This window comes from Microbacterium sp. MEC084, from assembly GCF_004514465.2.
Taxonomy (GTDB): Bacteria; Actinomycetota; Actinomycetes; order Actinomycetales; family Microbacteriaceae; genus Microbacterium.
On record NZ_MYFP02000001.1, the window covers coordinates 137,868 to 163,376 of the forward strand.

The following is a 25,509-nucleotide window of genomic DNA, read 5'->3' on the forward strand; positions in this document are numbered from 1 at the left end:
AGCGCGTCTCCTGCGCTCGCGCGCGGACACGTTCTTCCTAGGCTGTGGCGCGAACCCGACCAGGAGGAGCGTCCGATGACATCGAGCGACACCGAGGCGTCGCCCGTCCCCGTGCGTGGCGCGCGGATCCGGGCGCCGCGACCGTCCAGCAAGCCGAACGGGCAGTGGCGGATCGACGGCACCGCCCCGCTGAACGCCAACGAGGAGTTCAAACAGGCGGACGGCGGTCTCAACGTCCGCGAGCGCATCGAGCGCGTCTACGCGCGCGACGGGTTCGCGTCGATCGATCCGACCGATCTGCACGGCCGCTTCCGGTGGTGGGGGCTGTACACCCAGCGCAAGCCCGGGATCGACGGAGGCCGCACCGCCACGCTCGAGCCGCACGAGCTCGAGGACGAGTACTTCATGCTCCGGGTGCGGATCGACGGCGGTCAGCTGACCACGGAGCAGCTGCGGGTGATCGCCGGCATCTCGAACGACTTCGCGCGCGGCACCGCGGACCTCACCGACCGTCAGAACGTGCAGCTGCACTGGGTGCGGGTCGAGGACGTGCCGGAGATCTGGCGGCGGCTCGAGGCCGTCGGGCTGCACACGACGGAGGCGTGCGGCGACGTTCCCCGCGTCGTGCTCGGCTCCCCCGTGGCGGGGATCGCCGCGGACGAGCTGATCGACCCCACGCCGCAGATCGACGAGATCACGAGCCGCTACATCGGCGATCCCGAGCTGGCGAATCTGCCGCGCAAGTTCAAGAGCGCCGTCACGGGGCACCCCAGCCAGGACATCGTGCACGAGATCAACGACGTCGCGTTCGTCGCGGTGCGGCACCCGGAGCTCGGCGTCGGCTACGACGTCTGGGTCGGCGGCGGGCTCTCCGCGGTGCCGCGGCTCGCGGAGCGGCTGGGCGCCTGGGTCGCGCCCGAGCAGGTCGCCGACGTCTGGCACGGCGTCGCCCGCATCTTCCGCGACTACGGGTACCGCCGGCTGCGCAACAAGGCGCGACTGAAGTTCCTGCTGGCGGACTGGGGCGCCGCGCGGTTCCGCGAGGTGCTCGAGACCGAGTACCTCGGATACGCCCTCGCCGACGGTCCCGCCGCGCCGCGCCCCACCGCGCCCGGCGACCACGTCGGCATCCACCGGCAGAAGGACGGCCTCTTCTACGTGGGCGCCACCCCGATCGTCGGCCGCGTGTCGGGACCGGAGCTCGCGCGGCTGGCGGACCTCGTCGAGGAGCACGGGTCGACCCGGCTGCGCACCACGCCGCATCAGAAGATCGTCGTGCTCGACGTGCCCGAGGACCGCGTCGAGTCGCTCGTCCGCGGGCTCGACGCGATCGGCCTGAGCGCGCGCCCGAGCCTCATCCGTCGCGGCACGATCGCGTGCACCGGGATCGAGTTCTGCAAGCTCGCGATCGTCGAGACCAAGGCGAACGCTCGGCGCGCCGTCCTGGACCTCGAGGAGCGCCTCGCCGGCGTCGAGCTCGACGCCCCGCTGAGCGTGCACGTGAACGGCTGCCCCAACTCCTGCGCCCGCATCCAGACCGCCGACATCGGCCTCAAGGGCCAGCTGATCACCGACGACGAGGGCAAGCAGGTGCCCGGCTACCAGGTGCACCTGGGCGGCGGCCTCGCCTCGTACGATCGCGAGGAGCCGGGCCTCGGGCGCACGGTGCGAGGCCTCAAGGTCGCCGCGGACGGCATCGCGGACTACGTCGAGCGCGTCGCCAAGCGCTACGCGCAGGACCGCGAGGTGGGCGAGTCGTTCGCGCAGTGGGCGCACCGCGCCGACGAGGAGGCCCTGCGATGAGCGTCACCCTCGCCCCGCGCATCGCGCGCCGGCGCACGGCCGCCGAGCTCGAGGCGATCGCCGCCGCCGGAGCGGCCGAGCTCGGCAGTCTCACGGCGGCCGAGGCGACGCCCGAGCAGGTCGTCGACTGGGTCGCCCGCACGTTCGCGCCCGAGACCGTCGCGGTCGCCTGCTCGATGGCGGACGCCGCCCTGCCGCACCTCGTCGCCGAGCGCATCCCGGACGTGGACGTGCTGTTCCTCGACACCGGCTACCACTTCGTGGAGACGCTCGCCACGCGCGACGAGGTCGCGCGGCGGCTGCCCGTGCGCGTCGTCGACGTGCTCCCCGAGCAGACCGTCGCCGAGCAGGACGCGGCGCACGGCAGGGATCTGTTCGCGCGCGATGCTGCGGCCTGCTGCGCCCTGCGCAAGGTCGCCCCGCTGAACGCGGCCCTCGCCGGCTACGAGATCTGGTTCACGGGCGTGCGCCGCGAAGAGGCGCCGACCCGCGCCCGCACGCCGCTCGTGACGTGGGACGCGAAGAACGGCCTGGTCAAGGTGAACCCGGTCGCGGCCTGGACCGCGGATGACCTGTCCGCGTACGCGACCGCGCACGACGTGCCCATGAACCTGCTGCTCGCCCACGGCTACCCGTCGATCGGGTGCCGCCCCTGCACGCGCCCGGTCGCGCCGGGCGAGGACCCCCGCGCCGGCCGCTGGTCGGGCCTCGACAAGACAGAATGCGGACTCCACGTATGACGCTCCAGCCCCTCACCCCCGCCGCGACGCTCGAGCGCACGCGCCTCAGCTCGCTCGACCTCCTCGAGTCCGAGGCGATCCACATCATCCGCGAGGTGGTCGCGGAGTTCGAGAACCCGGTGCTGCTGTTCTCCGGGGGCAAGGACTCGGTCGTCGTGCTGCACCTCGCCGCCAAGGCCTTCCTGCCCGGGCGCGTGCCGTTCCCCGTCCTCCACGTCGACACCGGGCACAACTTCCCCGAGGTGATCCGCTTCCGCGACGAGACCGTGGCACGGCTGGGCCTCACGCTCGAGGTCGCGCGCGTGCAGGACTGGATCGACGACGGCCGGCTCGCCGAGCGCCCCGACGGCACGCGCAACACGCTGCAGACCCTGCCGCTGCTCGACGCGATCGCCGCCGGCCGCCACGACGCGGTCTTCGGCGGCGCACGCCGCGACGAGGACAAGGCACGCGCCAAGGAGCGCATCATCTCGCTGCGCAACGAGTTCGGCCAGTGGGACCCGCGCAACCAGCGCCCCGAGCTCTGGAGCCTCTACAACGGCCGGCACGCCCCCGGCGAGCACGTCCGCGTGTTCCCGGTGTCGAACTGGACGGAGCTCGACATCTGGCGGTACATCGAGCGCGAGGGCATCGCGCTGCCTCCGCTGTACTTCGCGCACGAGCGCCGCGTGTTCCGCCGCGACGGCATGTGGATGGCCGAGGGCCCCGCGTCGCCGCCCCGCGCGGGCGAGCAGGTGGAGACCCGTCTCGTGCGCTACCGCACGGTCGGCGACATGAGCTGCACGGGCGCGGTGGAATCCACGGCCGCCGGCGTCGCCGACATCGTCGCCGAGGTGGCGCTGTCCACGCTCACGGAGCGCGGCGCGACGCGCGCGGACGACCGCATCAGCGAGGCCGCCATGGAGGACCGCAAGAAGGACGGGTATTTCTGATGACCACTCTCGCCCCCGCGACGCTGTTCCGCTTCGCGACCGCCGGCTCCGTCGACGACGGCAAGTCGACCCTGGTCGGGCGCCTGCTGCACGACTCCAAGGCGATCCTGTCGGACCAGCTGGACCAGATCGCGCACGTCTCGCGTCGGCGCGGCTTCGCGCACGCCGACGGCATCGACTTCGCGCTGCTCACCGACGGCCTGAGGGCCGAGCGCGAGCAGGGCATCACGATCGACGTGGCGTACCGCTACTTCGCCACCGCGCAGCGCAGCTTCGTGCTCGCGGACTGCCCCGGCCATGTGCAGTACACGCGCAACATGGTCACGGGCGCCACGACCGCGGACGCGGTCGTCGTGCTGATCGACGGACGCAAGGGCGTGCTCGAGCAGACGCGCCGGCACCTCGCGGTAACCGCGCTGCTGCGCGTGCCGCACGTGATCGTGGCGGTCAACAAGATCGACCTGCTCGACTACGCCGAGGCCGCGTACCGCCCGGTCGAGGCGCAGGTGCGCGCCGTCGCGGGAGAGCTCGGCCTGTCCGACGTCCACGTCCTGCCGGTCTCGGCGCTCGAGGGCGACAACGTCGTGGATCGCTCGGGCCGCACGCCCTGGTACGACGGGCCCGCGCTCGTGGAGCTGCTCGAGACGCTGCCCTCCGCGGACGAGCTCGACCGCGACCAGGAGCCGCTGCGCCTCCCCGTCCAGATCGTGCTGCGCCCGCAGGGCGCCCTGTCGCCCGAGCTCGTCGCCGCGGATCCCGGAGCCGTCGACCGGCTGCGCGATTACCGTGCGGCCGCCGGTCGCATCGCGTCGGGCCGGATCCGGGTGGGCGACCGCGTCCAGGTGCTCCCCTCGGGGATCGCGACCACCGTCGCCGCCGTCGAGCTCAGCGGTGTCCCGCTCGCCGAGGCCGCCGCGCCGCAGTCGGTCGCCATCCGCCTCGCCGACGACGTCGACGTCGCCCGCGGCAGCACGATCGTGGCGGAGGGCACCGCGCCCGAGCCGTCCAAGGAGATCTCGGCGCAGCTGTTCCTGCTCGACGAGCGGCCGCTCGCCACGGGCGATCGGGTGCTCGTCAAGCACGGCACGAGCACCGTGCCCGGGATCGTCGCCGAGATCACCGAGCGCCGCGACCTCGACACGCTCGCCCACGTCCCCGCGGACCGGCTCCACGTCAACGAGATCGGGCGGGCGCGCATCCGCCTCGCCGAGGCGCTCCCCGTCGAGCCGTACCGCGTGTCGCGCGAGTCGGGCTCCTTCCTCGTGATCCGGCCGGCCGACGGCCACACGATCGCGGCCGGCACCGTCGATGGATGAGGCGCGCGAGGGTCGCGTCACCCTGGTCGGCGCCGGTCCGGGAGACGCGGGCCTCCTCACGCTGCGGGGCCTCGCGGCGCTGCAGTCCGCGGACGTGATCGTCGCCGACCGCCTCGGCGCGCGCGCCGTTCTCGATCAGCTGCGCGAGCAGGGCATCCGGATCGACGCCGAGGTGATCGACGTCGGCAAGACCCCGGGCCTGCATCCCGTGCCGCAGGAGAGGATCTCGCAGGTCCTGGTCGATCTCGCCCGCGACGGGCGCGACGTCGTGCGCCTGAAGGGCGGCGATCCGTTCGTGTTCGGCCGCGGCGGCGAGGAGCTGCTGCACTGCCGCGCCGCGGGTCTCGTGGTCGAGGTGGTGCCCGGCGTGACGAGCGCGGTGGCCGTGCCGGCCATCGCGAGCATCCCGCTGACGCACCGCGGCCTCGCCACCGCGTTCACCGTGGTCACCGGCCACGACCAGCTCACGCAGGTCGTCGGCGGCGGCCGCGACCACACGGTCGTCCTGCTGATGGGCGTCGGCACGCTCGCGCACTCGGCGCACGTGCTCGCATCCGGTGAGCGCGGCGCCGACTGCCCGGTCGCGATCGTCGAGGACGGCTACGGCCCCGGCCAGCGCGTCACGTTCGGCACCCTCGCGACCATCGCCTCCCAGGCCGCCCTGCGCCAGGTGCGCAACCCCGCCGTGGTCGTGGTCGGCGACGTCGTGACCCTCAGCCCCTACTCCCCCGAGGACCTGTCCGCCGACGTGCGGCACCTCCTCCCCGATCGAAAGGTCCTGACATGAGCCTCGAGAACCTGCGCGTCGCGATCGTCGGCGCGGGCCCGGCCGGCATCTACGCCGGCAACCTGCTCGCCGACGCCGTCGAGGCGGCCGGCGGCAGCGTGACGATCGACCTCATCGAGTCGCTGCCCGCGCCGTACGGACTGATCCGCTACGGCGTCGCGCCCGACCACCCCCGCATCAAGGGCATCGTCGACTCGCTGCACGAGATGCTCGACTCCGGACGGATCCGCTTCCTCGGCAACGTCGAGGTGGGCCGCGACGTGACGATCGACGATCTCAAGGCGCGCTACCACGCCGTCATCCTGGCGACCGGCGCGATCCGCGACGCGGCGCTCGACATCCCCGGCATCGACAAGCGCGGCTCGCACGGCGCGGCCGACTTCGTCGCCTGGTTCGACGGGCACCCGGATGTGCCGCGCACGTGGCCGCTGGACGCCCAGCAGGTCGCCGTGATCGGCAACGGCAACGTCGCGCTCGACGTCGCGCGCATGCTCGCCAAGCACGCGCGCGACCTCGTCACGACCGAGATCCCCGACAACGTCCTCGAGGGCCTCGAGGCGTCGGCCGTGACCGACGTGCACGTGTTCGGACGCCGCGGCCCCGCCGACATCAAGTTCACGCCGATCGAGCTGCGCGAGCTCGGCGAGGTCCCCGACGTCGACATCGTGCTGGACGATGCGGACTTCGAGGGCGTCGACCCCGCCGCCGCGCCGACGAACCAGCTGAAGGTCATGCTGCGCACCCTGCAGTCCTGGCGCGGCAAGGAGCCCACGGGGGCGTCGCGCCGACTGCACCTGCACTTCTGGCACGCGCCGGTCGAGGTGCTCGGCGACGAGCGGGTCGAGGGTGTGCGCTTCGAGCGCACGCGCAGCGTGGACGGCGCCGTGGTCGGCACGGGCGAGTTCGTCGACTACCCGCTGCAGGCGGTGTACCGCGCGGTCGGCTACTACGGCACCCGCGTGGAGGGCGCGCCGTTCGACGAGGCCCGCGGCGTGATCCCGAACGAGGCCGGCCGCGTGCTCGAGAGCCCGGGACTGTACGCGACGGGCTGGATCAAGCGCGGCCCCGTCGGCCTGATCGGCCACACCAAGTCGGATGCCATGGAGACCGTCGGCCACCTCGTCGACGACGCGCGCGCCGGACTCCTGCCGGCTCCCGCCGAGGGCGACCTGGTGGCGCTGCTCGAGGAGCGCGAGGTGGAGTTCACCACGTGGGACGGCTGGCGCGCACTGGACGCGCACGAGCGGCACCTCGGCGAGACGCACCGGCACGCCCGTCAGCGCGTCAAGCTGGTCCCGCGCGAGGAGCAGGTCGAGATCGCGCGCGCCGGCGCGCTCGCCGTCTCGTGACGTACGTCATCGCACTCCCGTGCGTGGACGTCAAGGACCGCGCGTGCATCGACGAGTGCCCGGTCGACTGCATCTACGAGGGTGAGCGCAGCCTCTACATCCACCCGGACGAGTGCGTGGACTGCGGTGCGTGCGAGCCGGTGTGCCCGGTCGAGGCGATCTACTACGAGGACGACCTGCCCGACGAGTGGCAGGACTACTACAAGGCGAACGTCGAGTTCTTCGACGAGATCGGCTCGCCCGGCGGCGCCGCCAAGGTCGGCGTAATCCCCAAGGACCACCCCATCATCGCGGCCCTGCCCCCGCAGGGCGACGCACACGCCTGAACCAGCCGCCACAGACCGACGGAAGGGCGGGACCGGATCATCCGGTCCCGCCCTTCCGTGCGTGGTCGGCGCGGATGGTCAGTCCGCGACCAGCACCCGGTCGTCGAGGTCGTCGATCTCCTCCGCGACGGCCCCCGCCTCGGCGCGTGCCGCGGCGCGGGCGGCCAGGTGCGCGCGCACCGACCACGCGACCGCGGCGGCCCACAGGACGCCCGCGACGGCGATCCACAGCGCGAACGTCGCGCCGTCCGCCTCAAGCGAGGTGAGGATCGTGCGCAGGTTGGTGAGGACGATCACGCCGCCCACGGCGGAGCCGAGGATGCGGGCAGGGAGATGCCGCACGAGCCAGGCCGCGATCGGCGCAGCCGCGACGCCGCCGAGCAGCAGCGCGAGGAACCACGTGAAGTCGATGCCGGCGCCGCCCAGGCCGATGAGGAAGCCGACCGACGCGGCCACCGCCACGAGGAACTCGCTGGCGTCGATCGTGCCGATCACCTTGCGGGGCTCCAGGCGCCCGCTCGACAGCAGCGCCGGCGTCCCGACGGGCCCCCACCCGCCGCCGCCCGACGCGTCGAGGAAGCCTCCGAACAGGCCGAGCGGGGCGAGGAACGCCAGGGGCAGGCGGCGGTCCGTCCGGCGCTGGGGCAGGCCGCGCACCGTGAAGCGGACGAGGATGTACAGGCCCAGGCCGAGAAGCAGCGCGCTCGCGTAGGGAGCCGCGACGTCGGCCGACAGCGCCGACAGGAACGTCGCGCCGGCGAACGCGCCGATCGCGCCGGGGATGCCGATCTTGAGGACCACGCGCCAGTCGACGTTGCCGAAGCGCCAGTGCGACAGGCCCGAGGCGAGCGTCGTGCCGATCTCGGCGAGGTGCACGGAGGCGCTGGCCGCCGCGGGGGCGACCCCCGCCGCGAGCAGCAGGCTCGTTGACGTCACGCCGTAGGCCATCCCGAGCGACCCGTCGACGAGCTGGGCGGCGAGTCCGACGAATGCGAGGACGAGTATGGTCTGCATGCGCCCGACACTATGGATTCGCGCGCGACCCCGCCGCTCTCGCTAAACCCGGGGTAACACTTCCCAACACGGCGTAACACTCGCGCCGTCGCGCGGGCCGATGTGCCTAGCGGCCGGGCGCGTGCAGGTCGAACTCGCCCGTGATCGCGGGCAGGCCGCGGCCCTCGTCGCGGCGGGCCATCGGCACGCGCGTGCCGAGCACCTGGGCGACGACGTCCTGCGCGATCTTGGCGGGCGTGAGGCCCGCGTCCTCCAGGATCTGCTCGCGCGTCGCGTGGTCAAGGAACTCGTCCGGGAGGCCCAGCTCGTCCACCGCGGTGTCGACGCCGGCCTCACGCAGCACCTGGCGGACACGGGTGCCGATGCCGCCCACGCGGATGCCGTCCTCGAGCGTGATGACGAGCCGGTGGCGCGCGGCCAGGTCGACGATCGATCCGGGCACGGGGACGACCCAGCGCGGGTCGACGACCGTCGCCCCGATGCCCTGCGCGCGCAGCCGCTCCGCGACGTCCAGGCCCAGGCGCGCGAACGGGCCGATGCCCACGATCAGCACGTCCGAGGAGTCGCCCCGGGCCAGCACGTCCACGCCGTCCGCCAGACGCTCGAGCGCGGGGATGTCCTCGGCCACCGCCCCCTTCGGGAACCGGATGACCGTGGGCGCGTCGCGCACGTCGACGGCCTCGCGGAGCTCCTCGCGCAGGCGGGCCTCGTCGCGCGGAGCCGCGATCCGGATGCGGGGCACGATGTGCAGCAGGGCGAGGTCCCACATGCCGTGGTGGCTCGGGCCGTCCGGGCCCGTCACGCCCGCGCGGTCGAGCACGAACGTCACGCCCGCGCGATGCAGGGCGACATCCATCAGCACCTGGTCGAATGCGCGGTTCACGAAGGTCGAGTACAGGGCGACGACCGGGTGCAGCCCGCCGTAGGCGAGACCCGCGGCGGACGCGACCGCGTGCTGCTCGGCGATGCCGACGTCGTACACGCGGTCGGGGAACCGCTCGGCGAACGGCGCGAGGCCCGTCGGCCGGAGCATGGCGGCCGTCATGGCGATGACGTCGGGACGCTGCTCGCCGATCGCGACCAGCTCCTCGGCGAACGCGTCGGTCCATCCCGCGATCGAGGAGCCGAGCGGCCCGCCCGTGACCGGGTCGATGCGCCCCACGGCGTGGAACTGGTCGGCCTCGTCGTCGAGCGCCGGCTGGTAGCCGCGGCCCTTCTCCGTGATGGCGTGCACGATCACCGGAGCGCCGTACGACTTCGCCAGCTCGAGCGTCTCGATCAGGGCGCCCAGGTCGTGCCCGTCCACCGGACCGAGGTACTTCACGTCCAGGTTCGAGTACAGCGACGTGTTGTTTGTGAAGCGCGACAGGAAGCCGTGCGTCCCTCCGCGGACGCCGCGGTACAGCGCGCGCCCGACCGCGCCGAAGCGGCCGGCGATGCGCGACGAGCGCAGCGACAGGTCGCGGTACGTCTCGGCGGTCCGCACCCGGTTGAGGTGGCGCGCCATGCCGCCGATCGTGGGCGCGTAGGAGCGGCCGTTGTCGTTCACGACGATCACCAGGTTGCGGTCGTTGTCGTCACTGATGTTGTTGAGCGCCTCCCACGTCATGCCGCCCGTGAGGGCGCCGTCGCCCACCACCGCGACCACGTGGCGGTCGTTGCGGCCGGTGCGCTGGAACGCGCGGGAGATGCCGTCGGCCCAGCTCAGCGAGCTGGACGCGTGCGACGACTCGACCACGTCGTGGTCGCTCTCGGAGCGCTGCGGGTAGCCGGCGAGCCCGCCGCGCGCTCGCAGGGCCGAAAAGTCCTGTCGGCCCGTGAGGAGCTTGTGCACGTACGACTGGTGTCCCGTGTCGAAGATGATCGGGTCGTCCGGCGAGTCGAACACGCGGTGCAGCGCGATCGTCAGCTCCACCACGCCGAGATTCGGCCCCAGGTGGCCGCCCGTCCGCGCCACGTTCTCGACGAGGAACTCCCGGATCTCGGCGGCGAGGTCCGTCAGCTCCGCCTCGGTGAGGCCGTCCAGGTCGCGCGGGCCGCGGATCCGGTCGAGAAGACTCATGCTCCGAGCCTACGCCGGTCCCTGGGATTCCCGGGAACGCCGAACGGCCCCCGGGAGCTCCCGGGGGCCGTTCGATGCGGTGCGTCAGACGAGGCTGCGCAGCACGTACTGCAGGATGCCGCCGTTGCGGTAGTAGTCCGCCTCACCGGGGGTGTCGATGCGGACGATCGCGTCGAACTCGATCGTCTGCTTGCCCTCGGGCGAGTGCTCGCTCGGCTCGGCGACGACGTGCACCGTCTTGGGGGTGACGCCCTCATTGAGCTGCTCGAGGCCCTGGATCGACACGATCTCGGTGCCGTCGAGACCCAGCGACTCCCAGCTCTCACCGGCCGGGAACTGGAGCGGCACGACGCCCATGCCGATGAGGTTCGAGCGGTGGATGCGCTCGAAGCTCTCGGTGATGACCGCCTTGACGCCCAGCAGGCGCGTGCCCTTGGCCGCCCAGTCGCGCGACGAGCCGGAGCCGTACTCCTTGCCGCCGAAGATGACCAGCGGCGTGCCCTGGGCCTGGTAGTTCTGCGACGCGTCGTAGATGAACGACTGCGGGCCCTCGGGCTGCGTGAAGTCGCGCGTGTAGCCGCCCTCGATCTGCTGACCGTCGTTGACCGCCTTGACGAGCGCGTTCTTCAGGCGGATGTTCGCGAACGTGCCGCGGATCATCACCTCGTGGTTGCCGCGACGCGAGCCGTACGAGTTGAAGTCGCGCTGCGCGACGCCGTGCTCGGTCAGGTACTGCGCGGCCGGCGTGCCCGCCTTGATGTTGCCCGCGGGGCTGATGTGGTCGGTCGTGACCGAGTCGCCGAGCGTGGCCAGGACGCGCGCGCCGGTGATGTCCTCGACCGGCGTGAGCTCCATGGTCATGCCGTCGAAGTACGGCGCCTTGCGGACGTAGGTCGAGTTCTCGTCCCACTCGAACACCGGGCCGGTCGGCGTCGGCAGGTTCTTCCAGCGCTCGTCCCCGTCGAACACGGTGGCGTACTGCTTGATGAACTGCTCGCGCGAGATCGACGAGTCGATGATCTGCTGGACCTCGTCGGGCGAGGGCCAGATATCCTTCAGGAACACGTCGTTGCCGTCCGCGTCCTTGCCGAGCGCGTCGGTCTCGAAGTCGAAGTTCATCGAGCCGGCCAGCGAGTAGGCGACGACCAGCGGGGGCGACGCGAGGTAGTTCATCTTCACGTCGGGGCTGATGCGGCCCTCGAAGTTGCGGTTGCCCGAGAGCACCGCGGTCACGGCCAGGTCGTGCTCGTTGATGGCCTCGGAGACCTCCTCGATGAGGGGGCCCGAGTTGCCGATGCAGATCGTGCAGCCGTAGCCGACGGTGTAGAAGCCGAGGCCCTCGAGGTCCTTGTCGAGGCCCGACTTCTCGTAGTAGTCGGTGACGACCTTGGAGCCGGGGCCGAGCGTGGTCTTGACCCAGGGCTTGCGCTTGAGGCCCTTGCTGAGCGCGTTGCGCGCCAGCAGGCCGGCCGCGATCATGACCGAGGGGTTCGACGTGTTGGTGCACGACGTGATCGCCGCGAGCGTCACGGCGCCGTTGTCGAGCAGGTACGAGTCGCCCTCGGGCGTCGTGACGCGCACGGGGTTCGACGCGGCGTGCGGCTCGCCGCTCGCGACGACCACCGACTCCTCGTGCTCGTGCTGGTACGACGCGCCGTCCGGCTGGATGTGCTCGTGCTCCACGCCGGGCGCGACACCGGGGTCGGAGGCGGGGAACGTGCCCTCGACCTCGACCGCCTCCTCGGCGTGGTTGGCGTAGTTCAGGATGTCCTTCTGGAACTGCTGCTTCGACTCCGACAGCAGGATGCGGTCCTGCGGGCGCTTCGGGCCGGCGATCGACGGCACCACGGTCGCCAGGTCGAGCTCCATGTACTCACTGAAGACGAGCTCGCGGGCCGGGTCGTGCCAGAGGTGCTGCTCCTTGGCGTACGCCTCGACGAGCGCGACGGTCTGCTCGTCGCGGCCGGTCAGGCGCAGGTAGTCGAGCGTGACGTCGTCGATCGGGAACATCGCGGCCGTCGAGCCGAACTCGGGGCTCATGTTGCCGATCGTGGCGCGGTTCGCGAGCGGCACCGAGGCGACGCCCTCGCCGTAGAACTCGACGAACTTGCCGACCACGCCGTGCTGGCGGAGCATGTCGGTGATCGTGAGCACGACGTCGGTCGCGGTCACGCCGGCGGGGATCTCGCCGGTGAGCTTGAAGCCGACGACCCGCGGGATGAGCATCGACACGGGCTGGCCGAGCATGGCGGCCTCGGCCTCGATGCCGCCGACGCCCCAGCCGAGCACGCCGAGGCCGTTGACCATGGTCGTGTGCGAGTCGGTGCCGACGCACGTGTCGGGGTAGGCGCGGAGCACGCCGTTCACCTGGCGGTCGTAGACGACCTTGGCCAGGTGCTCGATGTTCACCTGGTGGACGATGCCGGTGCCCGGGGGCACGACCTTGAAGTCCTGGAACGCGGTCTGGCCCCAGCGCAGGAACTGGTAGCGCTCGCCGTTGCGCTCGTACTCGATCTCGACGTTGCGCTCGAGCGCATTCTCGGTGCCGAAGAGGTCGGCGATGACCGAGTGGTCGATGACCATCTCGGCCGGCGAGAGCGGGTTGATCCGGTCGGGGTCGCCACCGAGCGCGGTGACGGCCTCGCGCATGGTCGCGAGGTCGACGATGCAGGGCACGCCGGTGAAGTCCTGCATGACCACGCGGGCCGGCGTGAACTGGATCTCGGTGTTCGGCTCGGCAGAGGGGTCCCACGAGCCGAGCGCGCTGATCTGCTCCTTGGTGATGTTCGCGCCGTCCTCGGTGCGGAGCAGGTTCTCGAGCAGCACCTTGAGGCTGAAGGGCAGCTTCTCGTACCCCTCGACCGCGTCGATGCGGAAGATCTCGTAGTCGGTGCTGCCGACCGTCAGGGTGCTCTGGGCACCGAAGCTGTTCACCGTTGACACGGGCTGTCTCCTCCTGGGTCGACCGCGCTTGCGCTCCTTATCCTGCCCGCATCCGGGGCACCAGGCCAGCAAGGCGGGCCTAACCCGGACGGGGCCGCGGGCGGACCCGCGAGGAGCGCAGATTTATCTTGACATCAAGATAAATCTATCACGCGCGCGTCGCGGGATAGAGAGCCCGCACGGCGAGCCACGTCACCGCGACGAGCGGCGCGAACAGCGGCAGCCCCATCAGGAGCTTGAGCGTCCCGAGGAGCGTGGTCTCGTTCGCCAGGTACAGCGGCAGCTGCACCCCCAGTCGGGCGAAGAACAGCGCGGCCCAGGCGAGCGCGAGCCAGAAGAAGACGCGGCGCTTGCGCGCATCCCGGCGCCACGACGTGCCCTCGTTCATGAGGAAGCCCGCCGCGAGCCCGATCAGCGACCAGCCGACGAGCGCCGAGACGAGGAACGCGGTGCCGTAGACCCCGTTCGTGACGAGGCCGATCACGAAGTTGTCGCGCCCCTGCCCGGTGAACAGCGCGAGCGCGGCCGCGGCGCCGGCCGCGATCAGACCGCCCAGCGCCGCGGCCGGCGGCGACTTCTGCGCGAGGCGGACGAGAGTGAAGACCGCGGCCATTCCGACCGACAGCCCCAGGGAGAGGATGAGCGGCTCGGGCGCGAGCGTGTAGACGACGACGAAGACGAGGCTCGGCAGGACGGACTCGAGCACGCCCCGGATGCCGCCCATCGCCTTCCACACGACGCCCCCGGTCGTCGACTCCGCGGCGGGGTCGATCCCGGCACGGCGCGCGGCGCCGCCGATCGCCGCGCCCACGAGATCGGACGCGCGCGGCTCGTCGGCCGGCCGGTCGTCGTCGGGACCGGGTGACTGGGTGGTCATGCGGCCGCGTCAGGCCGACGCGGGAGTCGACGGCATCGTGAGCGGGATCAGGTCGCGCGGGGGCATGGGCGCCGTGCCGCGGACGACCACGATCGAGCGGAACAGGTCCTCGACCTGCTCGGCGGCGGCCGGGTCGCTGGTCGCGGCCCCGCCGATCACGCCGCGGAGGAACCAGCGCGGGCCGTCGACGCCGACGAACCGCGCCAGGCGCATCTGCGGATCCTCGCCGGCCACGACCGGCACCTCGGCCAGCAGCTCGGCGCCCAGGGGACCCTCGCGCTCCTCGACCCGGCCGCCCTGCTGGCGGACCTGGTCGCGGATCTGCGCACGCGTCTCGTCCCACAGGCCCGACGTGCGCGGCGCGGCGAACGGCTGCACCTGCAGCGTGGAGTCGGCGTAGTCGAGGCCCACGGCGACGATCCGCTTGCTCTGCTCCTCGACCTCGAGGCGCAGGTTGAGGCCCTCGCGCGGCAGCACCTTGATGCCGCCCAGGTCGATGTAGGGGCGGACCGGGTTGGCCTCGTTCTCGTCCAGCGGGCCCGCGGTCGCGCGGTCCGCCGGCGCCGCCTTGCGGCTGATCTCGAGCTCGTCGCTCATCGGTTCCCTCCCTGGGACTGGTAGCCGGTCGAGCCGAAGCCGCCGTGGCCGCGCGTGCTGTCGGGCAGCTCCTCGACCGGCAGGAAGCGGGCCCTCGGCACCGGCATCACGATGAGCTGGGCGATGCGATCGCCGATCTCGATGTCGTAGGCCTCGGTCCGGTCGGTGTTGAGCAGCGCGACCTTGATCTCCCCGCGGTAGCCCGCGTCGATCGTGCCGGGCGCGTTGACGATCGTGATGCCGTGCTTGGCCGCGAGGCCGCTGCGCGGGACCACGAACGCCGCGTACCCCTCCGGCAGCGCGATGCGCACGCCCGTGCCGACCAGGGCGCGCTCCCCCGGCTCCAGCCGGACGGCCTCGGACGCCACCAGATCGGCGCCCGCGTCTCCGGGGTGGGCGTACAGCGGCGGCACCGATGCGATGATGGGGACGTCCACGGTTTCGGTCACTCCACGAGGGTAATGCAGAACACACAACGGCCCGTCAGGGAGCCCGCCTCGACCGCTCCCCTCTATCGGGAGCGCCTCTCGCCCTCGCTGTGGATCCTCGGATCCGCGGCCGTCGTCGCTCCGATGGCGAGCCTCGTGTTCGTCCAGATCGACGCGGCGCTCTCGCTCGCGATCGGCCTCGCGGTCGGCGTGGCCGTCGTCGCCGGGCTCATCGCGCTCTCGCCCGTGATCGAGGTGCGCGACGGCGAGCTCCGCGCGGGACGCGCCCACATCGACGTCTCCCTGCTGGGCGATCCCGTCACGCTGACGGATGAGGACGCGCGCACCGCGCGCGGCACGGGGCTCGACCCGCGCGGATGGCACCTGATACGCGGAGGGATCGCCGGGATCGTGGTCCTTCCGGACTCGGATCCCGACGATCCCGTGACGTCGTGGACGCTGTCGTCGCGCACGCCCGACCGCCTCGCGGCGGCCGTGCGTCACGAGCAGCTCAGGCTGCGCAGTCGCGGCAGATAGGGCCGGCCGACTCCTCGTGGTCGATCTGCGAGCGGTGCTTCACGAGGAAGCAGTTCATGCAGGTGAACTCGTCATCCTGCGGCGGGAGGACGACGACGTCGAGCTCCACGTTGGACAGGTCGGCGCCCGGCAGGTCGAAGCTCGACGGGTTGTCGGAGTCCTCCACATCCACCGACCCCGACAGGTTGTCGGGCACGCGCGCCTTCAGGGCCTCGATCGACTCGTTGCTGTCGTCCTCGGTCTTGCGGGGGGCGTCGTAATCGGTAGCCATGTGAGTGGGTCACGCTTCTTTCATCAGCTGCGGTGCGTGCCCCGCCGAGCGGCGGGGCGGCGATAGTCTGCACGTCCTCCGCCGGTTTGGCAAATGCGCGCGGACTCCCCGACGGAACTCGCGGCACGCCCACGGTATTCCCGGCTGTTCCGGCGGGCCCGTGAAACCATGACGACGTCGTGAATGCCAGCGGCGCCAGGCAAGCCAGAGGAGCATGGGCATGGATCAGCTCACCATCATCGGAACCGAGGACGGCCGTCTCGTCCTGGCCACCGAGGCCGGTCAGCGCTTCACGCTCGCGATCGACGACGTGCTGCGCTCCGAGATCCGCAAGGCGCAGCGCGACCAGTCGCCGGCCGAGTCGCGTCCCCCGCTGCCGAGCCCGCGCGAGATCCAGGCGCACATCCGCTCCGGCATGTCCGCCGAGGACGTCGCGCAGCTGCTGGGCGCGCGGGTCGAGGACATCCGCCGCTTCGAGGGCCCGGTGATCGCCGAGCGCGAGCACATCGTGGACCAGGCCCTCGCGGTGCCCGTGCTCATGGGCGTGGACCTCGAGCACGACGAGAACCCCACCTTCGGGGTCGCGATCCGGGCGAAGCTCGCCGAGCTCGGCGCGGTGAACGAGCGGTGGACGAGCTGGAAGGAGAGCTCGGGCTGGATCGTCAAGCTCGAGTTCACGGCGTCCGACGTAGACCACGATGCGCGCTGGACCTTCGAGCCGCGCCGCAGCGCGCTCTCGCCGCTGAACAGCGACGCCACCCAGCTGTCGCGCCAGGGGCCGATGCCCGAGGGGCTCATCCCCCGGCTGCGCGCGCTGGACACCGTCGCGCCGGCCGAGCCCGCCGAGCGCGAGGACGCGCGGTTCGACTCCGGGGCGTTCGGCCCCCGCCGCCTCCCGGAGCCCGACGCCGAGTCGGCTCCCGCCGTGCGCGAGCTCGCGACGAAGCGCGGCACGACCTCCGCGGCGCCGAACCCCGACACCGCCGACCTGCTGGAGGCGCTGCGCCGCCGCCGCGGCCAGCGCGAGCCCGCCCCGTCGTTCGACGCCTTCGACCCCACGCACCCCGAGAGCCCGCGCCTCGAGCGGAGCGGTGAGCGCCCCGGCCCCGAGCGCGGCGGCGGCAGCCCCGTCGCGCTGTTCGAGACCCTCCCCGCCGCCGAGGAGCCGCAGGAGCCCGAGCAGCCGGCCGAGCCCGAGGAGACGCCCCGCCGCCGCGGCCGCGCCTCGATGCCCTCGTGGGACGAGATCGTCTTCGGCGCCCGCAGCGAGGATTAGAGGGTCGAGCCCGCCCGCGGCCGTTCAGGCCGCGTAGGCGCCCAGGCGCAGGAGCGGGACGGTGACCTCCTCCGGGGAGATCGAGCCGTGCTGGCCGATCATGCCCTGCGGACGCTTGTCCTCGAGGCGGTCGTCGTAGAAGGCCCACGCGCCGCGGGCCGCGACCAGCAGGTCCCCGATCCGGGCACGGACCTCGTCGTCGACCGTGCCGAACAGCCCGGCCGAGATCGCCTCGTCGCGCGTCGCCACGTCCGCGCTGCGGCCCGACTCGGCGGACCAGACCGCGGCGGCCGCCGCCGCGTCCGCTCCCGGCTCGAGGTACACGTGCAGGAGGCGCGGCTCGCCGCCGACATGGGCCACGCCGTCGAGGCGCGGGTCGCCGTCCTGCAGCAGCACATGGCGGTGGCGCGGCACGTCGATCATGCCGTGGTCGGCCGTGACGATCGCGCCGACGCCGGGCGGCACCGGCGCCGCGAAGGCGGCGTCGACCTCCTCGAGCGCGGCGATCCACTCCGCGGAGTCCACCCCGTGTCGGTGCCCCGCCTTGTCGATCTCCGGCAGGTAGCAGTAGACGAGCGCGCCGGGCTCGGCGGCCGCGAGCTCGTATGCGAGGCGCACCCGGGCGCGGACCTCGTCCGAGGCGACGTACTCCGCGCCGCGCAGGATCGCCGCCGTCAGCCCGCTGCGGGCGTATTCGGCGAGGCCCACGGTGAACGCGCGCCGCCCCTCGGCGACCGCGCGCTCGAACACCGTGGGGCGGCGCTGCCACGTCATCGGGTCCAGGCCGTCGCGCTCATAGCCGCTGAGCTGATTGATCACCCGGCCCTGCGCGGGGTCCAGGACGCGATACCCCACCAGCCCGTGCCGGCCCGGATCCGCGCCGGTCAGGATCGAGGACAGCGCGGCCGCCGTGGTCGAGGGGAACACCGACCGGGCGACGTCCTTCTTCCCGCCCGCCGCCGCCAGGCGCCGTGCGTGCCCGGCGTGCGCCCGCAGCTGCAGCGCGCCGAGGCCGTCGATCACGAAGAGGACGGCCGAGCGCGCCGGAGCGAGAATCCCGGACGCGCCGGAGAGCGACAGGAGGATCTCCGGCGCAACTCCGGTGAGGCTCCGGGCGGTGGCGGGGCCCGTCGGTACGATGGGGGGCATCCGGGCAAGTCTCGCACAGCGCGCGTCGCCCGCCCCTGGTGAGGGACACGGGCCGCCGGACCCGAAGTCCCCGCCTTCCGTCGAGAGAGCAGTCGAGAGAGCAGTATGGCCCGCAAGTCCTCCGCATCCCCGAGCTCGGCCGTCCCGGTCGAGGAGCGCATCGAGGACATCGACCTCGAGGCGGAGATGCAGGGGTCGTACCTCGAGTACGCCTACTCGGTCATCTACTCGCGCGCCCTGCCCGACGCCCGGGACGGCCTCAAGCCGGTGCAGCGGCGCATCCTGTACCAGATGGCCGAGATGGGGCTCCGCCCCGACCGCGGCCACGTCAAGAGCGCGCGCGTCGTCGGCGAGGTGATGGGAAAGCTCCACCCCCACGGCGACACCGCGATCTACGACGCGCTCGTGCGCCTCGCGCAGGACTTCGCGCTGCGGGTCCCGCTGGTCGACGGCCACGGCAACTTCGGCTCCCTCGACGACGGCCCGGCCGCGGCGCGCTACACGGAGGCCCGGCTCGCGTCGCCGGCCCTGTCGCTGACGGAGGACCTCGACGAGGACGTCGTGGACTTCGTGCCGAACTACGACGGCCAGTTCCAGCAGCCGTCCGTGCTGCCCGCCGCGTACCCCAACCTGCTCGTCAACGGCGCGAGCGGCATCGCGGTCGGCATGGCCACCAACATGGCCCCGCACAACCTCAGCGAGGTCGTCGCGGCCGCCACCCACCTGCTCGAGCACCCGGAGGCCACGACCGAGGAGCTCATGGAGTTCGTGCCGGGACCCGACTTCCCCTCGGGCGGCATCCTCGTGGGCCTCGACGGGGTCCGCGACGCGTACGAGACGGGCCGCGGCGCGTTCAAGCTGCGCGGCAAGGTCTCGATCGAGCAGATCGCGCCGCGCAAGACCGGCATCGTCGTCACGGAGCTGCCCTACATGGTCGGCCCCGAGCGCGTGATCGAGAAGCTCAAGGACGCCGTGCAGTCCAAGAAGCTGCAGGGCATCAGCGACGTCACCGACCTCACGGACCGCAACAACGGCCTGAAGCTCGTGATCGGCGTCAAGACCGGCTTCGATCCGCAGGCTGTGCTCGAGCTGCTGTACCGACTCACGCCGCTCGAGGACTCCTTCAACATCAACAACGTGGCGCTGGTCGACGGCCAGCCGCGCACGCTGGGCCTGAAGGACCTGCTGCGCGTCTACATCGACCACCGCCTGCAGGTCGTGACCCGGCGCAGCCGGTTCCGTCTCGCACGGCGCCGCGAGCGGCTGCACCTGGTCTCGGGCCTCCTGATCGCGATCCTCGACATCGACGAGGTCATCCAGGTCATCCGCTCGTCCGACACGTCCGAGCAGGCCCGCACGCGGCTGTGCACGGTGTTCGACCTGGACGAGGTGCAGGCCGAGTACATCCTCGAGCTGCGGCTGCGCCGCCTGACGAAGTTCTCGCGTATCGAGCTCGAGCAGGAGCGCGACGCGCTGCTGGCCGAGATCGCCCAGCTGGAGGAGCTGCTCGGCAGCGAGGCGCTCCTGCGGGCGCAGGTCGCGCGCGAGCTGGAGGCGACCGCCGACAAGCACGCCACGCCCCGCCGCACGCTGCTCATGAACGGCAGGCCCGCCGCGCCCGCGGCGCGGCGCGGCGCCGGCAAGGCCGCTCCCGACCTGCAGATCGCCGACGGCCCGACGCTGATCGCGCTGTCCACCACGGGGCGCGCGGTGCGCGTGGAGGTGGCCGAGGGTCAGGTGCTGTCGGCTCCCGCGCGTCGGAGCAAGCACGACGCGATCCTGGTCACGGTGCCCGCGACCATCCGGGGCGAGGTCGGGGCCGTCACGTCGAAGGGGCGCCTGGTGCGCTTCTCCCCCGTCGATCTGCCGTCGGTCCCCGCCAACTCCGTGCAGCTGGGCGTCGGCGCCAGGCTCCACGACTACATCGGGCTGACGGACCGGAACGAGCGCATCGTGACCCTGATCGCGCTCGGCGACGACACGCCGGTCGCGCTCGGCACCGCGCAGGGCGTCGTCAAGCGCATCGTGCCGTCCGCCCTCCCGGCCAAGCCCGAGCTCGAGATCATCGGCCTCAAGCCCGGCGACTCGGTCGTCGGCGCGGCGAAGGCCGGCGACGACGACGAGCTCGTGTTCGTCACATCGGACGCCCAGCTGCTGAGGTTCGCGGCGTCCTCGGTGCGACCCCAGGGCGCCCCCGCGGGCGGCATGGCGGGCATCAAGCTCGCGGCGAAGGCGGAGGTCGTGTTCTTCGGCGCCGCGGCGGGCGACGAGACCGTCGTCGTCACGGTGTCGGGCGCGTCCGAGGCCCTCCCGGGCATGGACGCGGGCCGCGCGAAGATCACCGACTTCTCGGAGTTCCCGGCCAAGGGACGCGCCACGGGCGGCGTGCGCGCGCACGCGTTCCTGAAGGGCGAGGACCGGCTGACGCTGGCGTGGGTCGGACCGGATCCGGCGCGCGCCGTCGACACGTCCGGCGCCGTGCGGAAGCTGCCCGAGTCGCTGTCGCGCCGCGACGCGTCCGGCCAGCCGCTCGAGGCCGTCGTCGGCTCGATCGGCCGCACGCTGGTCTGATCCGGCAGCGGCATGGATGCGGCTCACTCGCCGGATCAGCGGCTCAGTGGTCGGATCCCTGGGACGGGTGCTGCGTCATGACTCATCGTGCGTCACACCAGCCCCACGTCTCCTGCGAGTGAGCGACGGATCCGACGACTGAGCGCGATCGCGCATCCGCTCAGGCGTCGATGGCCTCGCGCGACAGGCGGTCGGCGGACTCGATGATGAACTCGCGACGCGGCGCGACCTCGTTGCCCATGAGCATCTCGAACACGCGTCCGGCGGCCTCGGCGTCCTCAAGGCGCACGCGGCGCAGCAGGCGGCCGTCGCGCATCATGGTGGTCTCGGCCAGCTGGTCGGCATCCATCTCACCCAGGCCCTTGTAGCGCTGGATGGGCTCCTGCCAGCGCTTGCCGGCCTTGCGCAGCTTGTCCAGCAGGCGGTGCAGCTCGGCCTCGCTGTACGTGTAGATCGTCTCGTTGGGCTTCGAGCCGGGGTTGATCACGATGATGCGATGCAGCGGGGGCACCGCCGAGAACACGCGGCCGGCCTCCACGAGCGGGCGCATGTAGCGATAGAAGAGCGTGAGCAGGAGGGTCCGGATGTGCGCGCCGTCGACGTCGGCGTCGCTCATCATGATGACCTTGCCGTAGCGCGCCGACTCGAGGTCGAACGTGCGGCCGGAGCCGGCGCCCACGACCTGGATGATCGACGCGCACTCGGCGTTCGAGAGCATGTCGCTGATCGACGCCTTCTGCACGTTCAGGATCTTGCCGCGGATGGGCAGCAGCGCCTGGTACTCGCTGTTGCGCGCCAGCTTCGCGGTGCCGAGGGCCGAGTCGCCCTCGACGATGAACAGCTCGGACTGCGCGACGTCCTGCGTGCGGCAGTCGACGAGCTTGGTCGGCAGCGACGAGCTCTCGAGCGCGTTCTTGCGGCGCTGCGTCTCCTTGTGGGCGCGCGCCGAGACGCGCGCCTTCATCTCGGCGACCACCTTGTCGAGCAGCATCGACGTCTGGTTCTTGTCGTCGCGCTTGGACGACGCGAAGCGGGCCTTGAGCTCCTCGCGCACGACCTTCGCGACGATCGAGCGGACCGCGGGCGTGCCGAGCACCTCCTTGGTCTGACCCTCGAACTGCGGCTCGGGCACCGTGACGGTGAGGACGGCGCTCAGGCCCGCGAGCACATCGTCCTTCTCGAGCTTGTCGTTGCCGACCTTGAGGCGCCGGGCGTTGGCGGCGACCTGATCGCGCAGCTGCTTCAGCAGCTCCTGCTCGAAGCCCTGCTGGTGCGTGCCGCCCTTGGGCGTGGAGATGATGTTCACGAACGACCGGATGGTCGTGTCGTAGCCGGTGCCCCACCGCAGGGCGATGTCGACCTGGCACTCGCGCTCGACCTCGGTCGAGACCATGTGGCCGTTGGGCTGGAGCATCGGCACGGTCTCGGTGAACGTGCCGGACCCGGTCAGACGCCACGTGTCGGTGACGGGGGCGTCGGTGGCGAGGAAGTCCACGAACTCCGAGATGCCGCCGTCGAACCGGTAGGCCGTCTCGCTGGGCTCCTCGCCACGCTCGTCGCGGATGACGATCTCGAGACCCGGCACCAGGAACGCCGTCTGGCGGGCGCGCGTCACGAGCTCATCGAGCTGGAACGCGGCGTCCTTCGTGAAGATCTGCCGGTCGGCCCAGTAGCGCACGCGCGTGCCCGTGACGCCCTTGGCGACCTTGCCGACCACACGCAGCTCGCTGCGCTCCTCGAACGGCGTGAACGGTGCATCCGGGCGGGGCTCGCCCTTGTCGGCGAACACGCCGGGCTCGCCGCGATGGAACGACATGGCCCACGTCTTGCCACCCCGGTCGACCTCGACGTCGAGGCGCTCCGAGAGCGCGTTGACGACCGAGGCGCCGACGCCGTGCAGGCCACCGGATGCCGCGTACGAGCCGCCGCCGAACTTCCCGCCCGCGTGCAGCTTGGTGTACACGACCTCCACGCCGGACAGGCCGGTGCGGGGCTCGACGTCGACGGGGACGCCACGCCCCCGGTCGCGCACCTCCACGCTGCCGTCTGCGTGCAGGATGACGTCAATGCGCGATCCGTTGCCGGCGACGGCCTCGTCGACGGCGTTGTCGATGATCTCCCACAGGCAGTGCATGAGGCCCGGCGAGCCGTTCGAGCCGATGTACATGCCCGGACGCTTGCGGACGGCCTCGAGGCCTTCCAGCACCTGGAGATGATGGGCGGAGTACTCGGCGGTCACAATCTTCGATGCTATCCGCGCGGGCCCGGAACGCCGGGGTGACACTCCCTTCCATGGCGCCTCGGAGACACCGTCATGCCCGGCCATCGGCGCTCGCGTACGCGGTGAGCGAAACATGCCGCGACGCGGGCAGGAATGTCAGGATCCCGTGGTTGTATGTGACGAATCCCGCCACACGTGGATGGATCAAACGAATGAGGAGGCAGACATGACGACGACCGCACCCGAAGCCCCCGCTGTCTACCGCCTCACGGCCATGGACCGTTGCGACTCGTGCGGCGCTCAGGCGTACATCGCCGCCGAGGTCAACGGCAGCGAGCTGCTGTTCTGCGCGCACCACGGCCGCAAGTACGAGGAGAAGCTCCGCGCCGTCGCGACCTCGTGGCACGACGAGACCGCGCGTCTCGCCGAGGCGGACTGATCCCGACAGCCCACAGGCTTCACGAGCCCGTCGCCCTCAGGGCGGCGGGCTCGTCCGTTTCGTCGGCGGTCAGGGCGTGACGACCCGGGGGATGAGCGGGGAGACCCGCAGCACCGGCTCCTCGCCCACCGTGCCGATCGCCTCGGCGAGCGTGGTGGGCGACGACTCCCCCGCGCCGCCCGGCCCGAAGACCGCGACGTCGTCGCCGGGCACGGCGTCCGGCCAGCCCGCCACGCGGCTGGTCGTCAGCCCCACCGAGATCAGCGCGCGCGGCCCGGCGGGCGTGCCGACGTCGACCCTGCCGCCCAGGCTCGAGGGCAGGCCGTCGAGCGAGCCGACGCCGATCTCGACATCGCCGCCCCGCACCGCGGTGACCCGCGCCACCAGGGTGGCGGCCGGCGCGATGCCCGGGATCTCGGGGCCGTCGGCCGATCGGATGCCGTAGCAGAACGCGCCCAGGCGCACGAGGTCGTAGCGGAACTCGGGCCGCGCCCAGCCGGCCGCGCTCGCGGCGAGATGACGGACCTCGGGATCCAGGCCCGCGGCGCGGGCCGTGTCGACCGCGGCGTCGAACAGGGCGCGGGCGACGTCGTCCTCCTCGTCGCTCGCCTCGGCGATGTGGCTCCAGATGCCCGCCACGCGGATGCGCCCGGCCCGCTCGAGCTCGGCGGCGCGCGCCGTGAACGCGGGCCAGTCCTCGCGGCGGACGCCGTTGCGGTGCAGGCCCGTGTCGATCTTGAGGTGCACGACTGCGGTGGTCCGCGCGACGCGCGCGATCCGCTCGAGGTATCCCGCGTCGCCCACCCCGAGCTCGATGCCCGCCTCGAGCGTCGCGGCCGCCTCGTCGGCGCCCAGCGTGAGCCAGCAGAACACGCGGGCCCGGTCCCCTGCCACCGCCTTCGCGCGCAGCGCGCTGCGCGGGTCGATCGCGCCCAGCCAGCGCACCCCCTCCTCCACGGCGACGGCCGCGACCGCGTCGACGCCGTGCGCGTACGCGTCGTCCTTGACGACCATGAGCAGCTCGGCGGGAGCGATCCGGGCGCGCACGGCCGCGATGTTCGCCGCGAGGCGCGACCGGGAGATCCGCAGCTCGGCTTCCATCAGGACACCGCCTCGCGCTCGACATGCAGCCCCACCGCGCACACGAGCTCGGCCGGGGTCAGCCCGGTCGCGCCCGCCCAGGCCGACAGGGCGTCGGCCACCGCTCCCGACCCGAAATACACGGCCTCGTCCCCGGGTGCCACATCCAGGTCGCCCACGTCGATCACGCACACGTCCATGGCCACGCGGCCGACGATCGGGCAGAGACGCCCGCGGAGCTCCACGCCGACCCGGTTGCCCAGCGCGCGCACGACGCCCTCGGCGTAGCCGCCCGCAATCAGCGCGATCGTGGTGTCCGCCGTGGCGCGGTGGGTGTAGCCGTACGACACGGCCTCCCCTGCGAGGAGCGGCTTGGTCGAGAGGACCGGCGTGACGAGCTCGAGCGCCGGCTCCCCGCCCGTGCCCGGGAGGCCGTACAGCACGTCTGACGGGTCCGGCTCGACGTCCACGGCGCGCAGGCCGAGGGCCTCGACGACCGGGATGTCGCGCGCGTCGACGGCGACCGAGACGATGCCCGCCTCGCAGACGGCGCGCCCGACCGTCTCGACGCCGTGGCCCCACGCGTCGCGCCGCAGATCCGCGACGGGATCGCCGCCGGCGGCGCGCATCCGAGCCGCGTTGGCCCGCAGAGCGGCGCGGGAGACGCGCGCGAGCGGAGCGCTGCGGAGGGGCGACGGGGCGGCCGCTGCATCCGGGTGCGCCACGTCCTGCGACAGGGGGCGCCGGGGGTTCGGCCAGGTCACCCATCTAGACTAACCAGGTCCCGTCGA

General features: G+C 72.3%; 22 protein-coding genes. 11 read left to right on the forward strand and 11 right to left on the reverse strand.

From position 1 onward, the window contains the following. Positions 1–75: 75 nt before the first annotated feature. From B5M43_RS00695 to fdxA, 7 genes are read left to right on the forward strand one after another with little or no spacing between them, the layout of a single operon-like run. A complete protein-coding gene (locus B5M43_RS00695; RefSeq protein ID WP_134745033.1) occupies positions 76–1,803 on the forward strand; it encodes a nitrite/sulfite reductase in 1,728 nt (575 codons plus the stop codon). After that, complete coding sequence (locus B5M43_RS00700) at positions 1,800–2,543, forward strand: phosphoadenylyl-sulfate reductase (protein ID WP_134745031.1); 744 nt, start codon at positions 1,800–1,802, stop codon at positions 2,541–2,543. Before B5M43_RS00695 ends, B5M43_RS00700 begins: the two co-directional genes overlap by 4 nt. Continuing rightward, complete coding sequence (gene cysD / locus B5M43_RS00705) at positions 2,540–3,475, forward strand: sulfate adenylyltransferase subunit CysD (protein WP_134745029.1); 936 nt, start codon at positions 2,540–2,542, stop codon at positions 3,473–3,475. Before B5M43_RS00700 ends, cysD begins: the two co-directional genes overlap by 4 nt. Then, positions 3,475–4,791 (forward strand): sulfate adenylyltransferase subunit 1, encoded by a 1,317-nt coding sequence (locus B5M43_RS00710; protein ID WP_134745027.1) that lies wholly within the window; start codon positions 3,475–3,477, stop codon positions 4,789–4,791. The genes cysD and B5M43_RS00710 overlap by 1 nt, the downstream gene beginning before the upstream one ends. Then, entirely contained in the window at positions 4,784–5,578 is a 795-nt protein-coding gene (gene cobA, locus B5M43_RS00715) for a uroporphyrinogen-III C-methyltransferase (protein ID WP_134745026.1), read from the forward strand. The genes B5M43_RS00710 and cobA overlap by 8 nt, the downstream gene beginning before the upstream one ends. After that, the gene (locus B5M43_RS00720) at positions 5,575–6,927 is read left to right on the forward strand and encodes an FAD-dependent oxidoreductase (protein WP_134745025.1); all 1,353 of its coding nucleotides are present in this window, start codon (positions 5,575–5,577) and stop codon (positions 6,925–6,927) included. The genes cobA and B5M43_RS00720 overlap by 4 nt, the downstream gene beginning before the upstream one ends. Then, positions 6,924–7,253, forward strand: coding sequence for a ferredoxin (gene fdxA, locus B5M43_RS00725; protein WP_230667474.1), 330 nt, complete (start codon positions 6,924–6,926; stop codon positions 7,251–7,253). The genes B5M43_RS00720 and fdxA overlap by 4 nt, the downstream gene beginning before the upstream one ends. 78 nt (positions 7,254–7,331) lie before the next feature. Here the strand turns inward: fdxA and B5M43_RS00730 are convergent, their stop codons facing one another. The 6 genes from B5M43_RS00730 to dut form a co-directional block, all read right to left on the reverse strand. Continuing rightward, positions 7,332–8,267 (reverse strand): sulfite exporter TauE/SafE family protein, encoded by a 936-nt coding sequence (locus B5M43_RS00730; protein WP_055988410.1) that lies wholly within the window; start codon positions 8,265–8,267, stop codon positions 7,332–7,334. Positions 8,268–8,373: 106 nt separating this feature from the next. Beyond that, entirely contained in the window at positions 8,374–10,329 is a 1,956-nt protein-coding gene (gene dxs / locus B5M43_RS00735; protein WP_134746629.1) for a 1-deoxy-D-xylulose-5-phosphate synthase, read from the reverse strand. 84 nt (positions 10,330–10,413) lie between these two features. Continuing rightward, positions 10,414–13,272 carry an aconitate hydratase gene (locus B5M43_RS00740; protein ID WP_134746627.1) on the reverse strand — a complete coding sequence of 953 codons (2,859 nt, stop codon included), beginning with the start codon at positions 13,270–13,272 and terminating at the stop codon, positions 10,414–10,416. Positions 13,273–13,420: 148 nt separating this feature from the next. After that, the gene (locus B5M43_RS00745) at positions 13,421–14,149 is read right to left on the reverse strand and encodes a DUF3159 domain-containing protein (RefSeq protein WP_134746625.1); all 729 of its coding nucleotides are present in this window, start codon (positions 14,147–14,149) and stop codon (positions 13,421–13,423) included. A gap of 9 nt (positions 14,150–14,158) precedes the next feature. Beyond that, entirely contained in the window at positions 14,159–14,746 is a 588-nt protein-coding gene (locus B5M43_RS00750; RefSeq protein WP_055989225.1) for a DUF3710 domain-containing protein, read from the reverse strand. Beyond that, the gene (gene dut / locus B5M43_RS00755) at positions 14,743–15,195 is read right to left on the reverse strand and encodes a dUTP diphosphatase (RefSeq protein ID WP_200941069.1); all 453 of its coding nucleotides are present in this window, start codon (positions 15,193–15,195) and stop codon (positions 14,743–14,745) included. The genes B5M43_RS00750 and dut overlap by 4 nt, the downstream gene beginning before the upstream one ends. 12 nt (positions 15,196–15,207) lie before the next feature. On the opposite strand from dut, the gene B5M43_RS00760 reads away from it, so the two are divergent. After that, entirely contained in the window at positions 15,208–15,711 is a 504-nt protein-coding gene (locus tag B5M43_RS00760) for a DUF3093 domain-containing protein (protein ID WP_134746623.1), read from the forward strand. Here B5M43_RS00760 and B5M43_RS00765 read toward each other — a convergent pair. Continuing rightward, positions 15,686–15,982, reverse strand: a complete 297-nt coding sequence (locus tag B5M43_RS00765) for a DUF4193 domain-containing protein (RefSeq protein WP_055989234.1) — start codon at positions 15,980–15,982, stop codon at positions 15,686–15,688. The two genes, B5M43_RS00760 and B5M43_RS00765, sit on opposite strands and share 26 nt — an antisense overlap. 220 nt (positions 15,983–16,202) lie before the next feature. Here B5M43_RS00765 and sepH point away from each other — a divergent pair, with 220 nt between their 5' ends. Then, entirely contained in the window at positions 16,203–17,258 is a 1,056-nt protein-coding gene (sepH, locus tag B5M43_RS00770; protein WP_134746621.1) for a septation protein SepH, read from the forward strand. A gap of 24 nt (positions 17,259–17,282) precedes the next feature. Here the strand turns inward: sepH and B5M43_RS00775 are convergent, their stop codons facing one another. Then, a complete protein-coding gene (locus tag B5M43_RS00775; RefSeq protein WP_134746619.1) occupies positions 17,283–18,407 on the reverse strand; it encodes an alkaline phosphatase family protein in 1,125 nt (374 codons plus the stop codon). Between the two features lie 105 nt (positions 18,408–18,512). Here B5M43_RS00775 and B5M43_RS00780 point away from each other — a divergent pair, with 105 nt between their 5' ends. Then, entirely contained in the window at positions 18,513–20,978 is a 2,466-nt protein-coding gene (locus B5M43_RS00780; RefSeq protein ID WP_230667476.1) for a DNA topoisomerase (ATP-hydrolyzing) subunit A, read from the forward strand. A 160-nt stretch (positions 20,979–21,138) separates the two neighbouring features. Here B5M43_RS00780 and B5M43_RS00785 read toward each other — a convergent pair whose 3' ends face one another. Further along, positions 21,139–23,217: a type IIA DNA topoisomerase subunit B gene (locus B5M43_RS00785; RefSeq protein WP_134746617.1), complete on the reverse strand. Its 2,079-nt coding sequence runs from the start codon at positions 23,215–23,217 to the stop codon at positions 21,139–21,141. A 208-nt stretch (positions 23,218–23,425) separates the two neighbouring features. Here B5M43_RS00785 and B5M43_RS00790 point away from each other — a divergent pair, with 208 nt between their 5' ends. Then, entirely contained in the window at positions 23,426–23,638 is a 213-nt protein-coding gene (locus B5M43_RS00790) for a hypothetical protein (protein ID WP_055989247.1), read from the forward strand. Between the two features lie 69 nt (positions 23,639–23,707). On the opposite strand, the gene B5M43_RS00795 is transcribed toward B5M43_RS00790, so the two are convergent. Next, a complete protein-coding gene (locus tag B5M43_RS00795) occupies positions 23,708–24,739 on the reverse strand; it encodes an alanine racemase (RefSeq protein ID WP_134746616.1) in 1,032 nt (343 codons plus the stop codon). After that, the gene (locus B5M43_RS00800; protein WP_230667478.1) at positions 24,739–25,482 is read right to left on the reverse strand and encodes an alanine racemase; all 744 of its coding nucleotides are present in this window, start codon (positions 25,480–25,482) and stop codon (positions 24,739–24,741) included. Before B5M43_RS00800 ends, B5M43_RS00795 begins: the two co-directional genes overlap by 1 nt. Positions 25,483–25,509: the final 27 nt, after the last annotated feature.

What these genes read in the sequence shown, in the direction of transcription:
- B5M43_RS00700 (WP_134745031.1), top strand. Translation starts at nt 1,800, where the DNA reads ATGAGCGTCACCCTCGCCCCGCGCATCGCGCGCCGGCGCACGGCCGCC.
- B5M43_RS00750 (WP_055989225.1), bottom strand. Translation starts at nt 14,746, where the DNA reads ATGAGCGACGAGCTCGAGATCAGCCGCAAGGCGGCGCCGGCGGACCGC.
- cysD (WP_134745029.1), top strand. Translation starts at nt 2,540, where the DNA reads ATGACGCTCCAGCCCCTCACCCCCGCCGCGACGCTCGAGCGCACGCGC.
- sepH (WP_134746621.1), top strand. Translation starts at nt 16,203, where the DNA reads ATGGATCAGCTCACCATCATCGGAACCGAGGACGGCCGTCTCGTCCTG.
- cobA (WP_134745026.1), top strand. Translation starts at nt 4,784, where the DNA reads ATGGATGAGGCGCGCGAGGGTCGCGTCACCCTGGTCGGCGCCGGTCCG.
- B5M43_RS00790 (WP_055989247.1), top strand. Translation starts at nt 23,426, where the DNA reads ATGACGACGACCGCACCCGAAGCCCCCGCTGTCTACCGCCTCACGGCC.
- B5M43_RS00720 (WP_134745025.1), top strand. Translation starts at nt 5,575, where the DNA reads ATGAGCCTCGAGAACCTGCGCGTCGCGATCGTCGGCGCGGGCCCGGCC.
- B5M43_RS00775 (WP_134746619.1), bottom strand. Translation starts at nt 18,407, where the DNA reads ATGCCCCCCATCGTACCGACGGGCCCCGCCACCGCCCGGAGCCTCACC.
- B5M43_RS00695 (WP_134745033.1), top strand. Translation starts at nt 76, where the DNA reads ATGACATCGAGCGACACCGAGGCGTCGCCCGTCCCCGTGCGTGGCGCG.
- B5M43_RS00710 (WP_134745027.1), top strand. Translation starts at nt 3,475, where the DNA reads ATGACCACTCTCGCCCCCGCGACGCTGTTCCGCTTCGCGACCGCCGGC.
- B5M43_RS00765 (WP_055989234.1), bottom strand. Translation starts at nt 15,982, where the DNA reads ATGGCTACCGATTACGACGCCCCCCGCAAGACCGAGGACGACAGCAAC.
- B5M43_RS00795 (WP_134746616.1), bottom strand. Translation starts at nt 24,739, where the DNA reads ATGGAAGCCGAGCTGCGGATCTCCCGGTCGCGCCTCGCGGCGAACATC.
- B5M43_RS00730 (WP_055988410.1), bottom strand. Translation starts at nt 8,267, where the DNA reads ATGCAGACCATACTCGTCCTCGCATTCGTCGGACTCGCCGCCCAGCTC.
- dxs (WP_134746629.1), bottom strand. Translation starts at nt 10,329, where the DNA reads ATGAGTCTTCTCGACCGGATCCGCGGCCCGCGCGACCTGGACGGCCTC.
- B5M43_RS00760 (WP_134746623.1), top strand. Translation starts at nt 15,208, where the DNA reads ATGCAGAACACACAACGGCCCGTCAGGGAGCCCGCCTCGACCGCTCCC.
- B5M43_RS00780 (WP_230667476.1), top strand. Translation starts at nt 18,513, where the DNA reads ATGGCCCGCAAGTCCTCCGCATCCCCGAGCTCGGCCGTCCCGGTCGAG.
- B5M43_RS00745 (WP_134746625.1), bottom strand. Translation starts at nt 14,149, where the DNA reads ATGACCACCCAGTCACCCGGTCCCGACGACGACCGGCCGGCCGACGAG.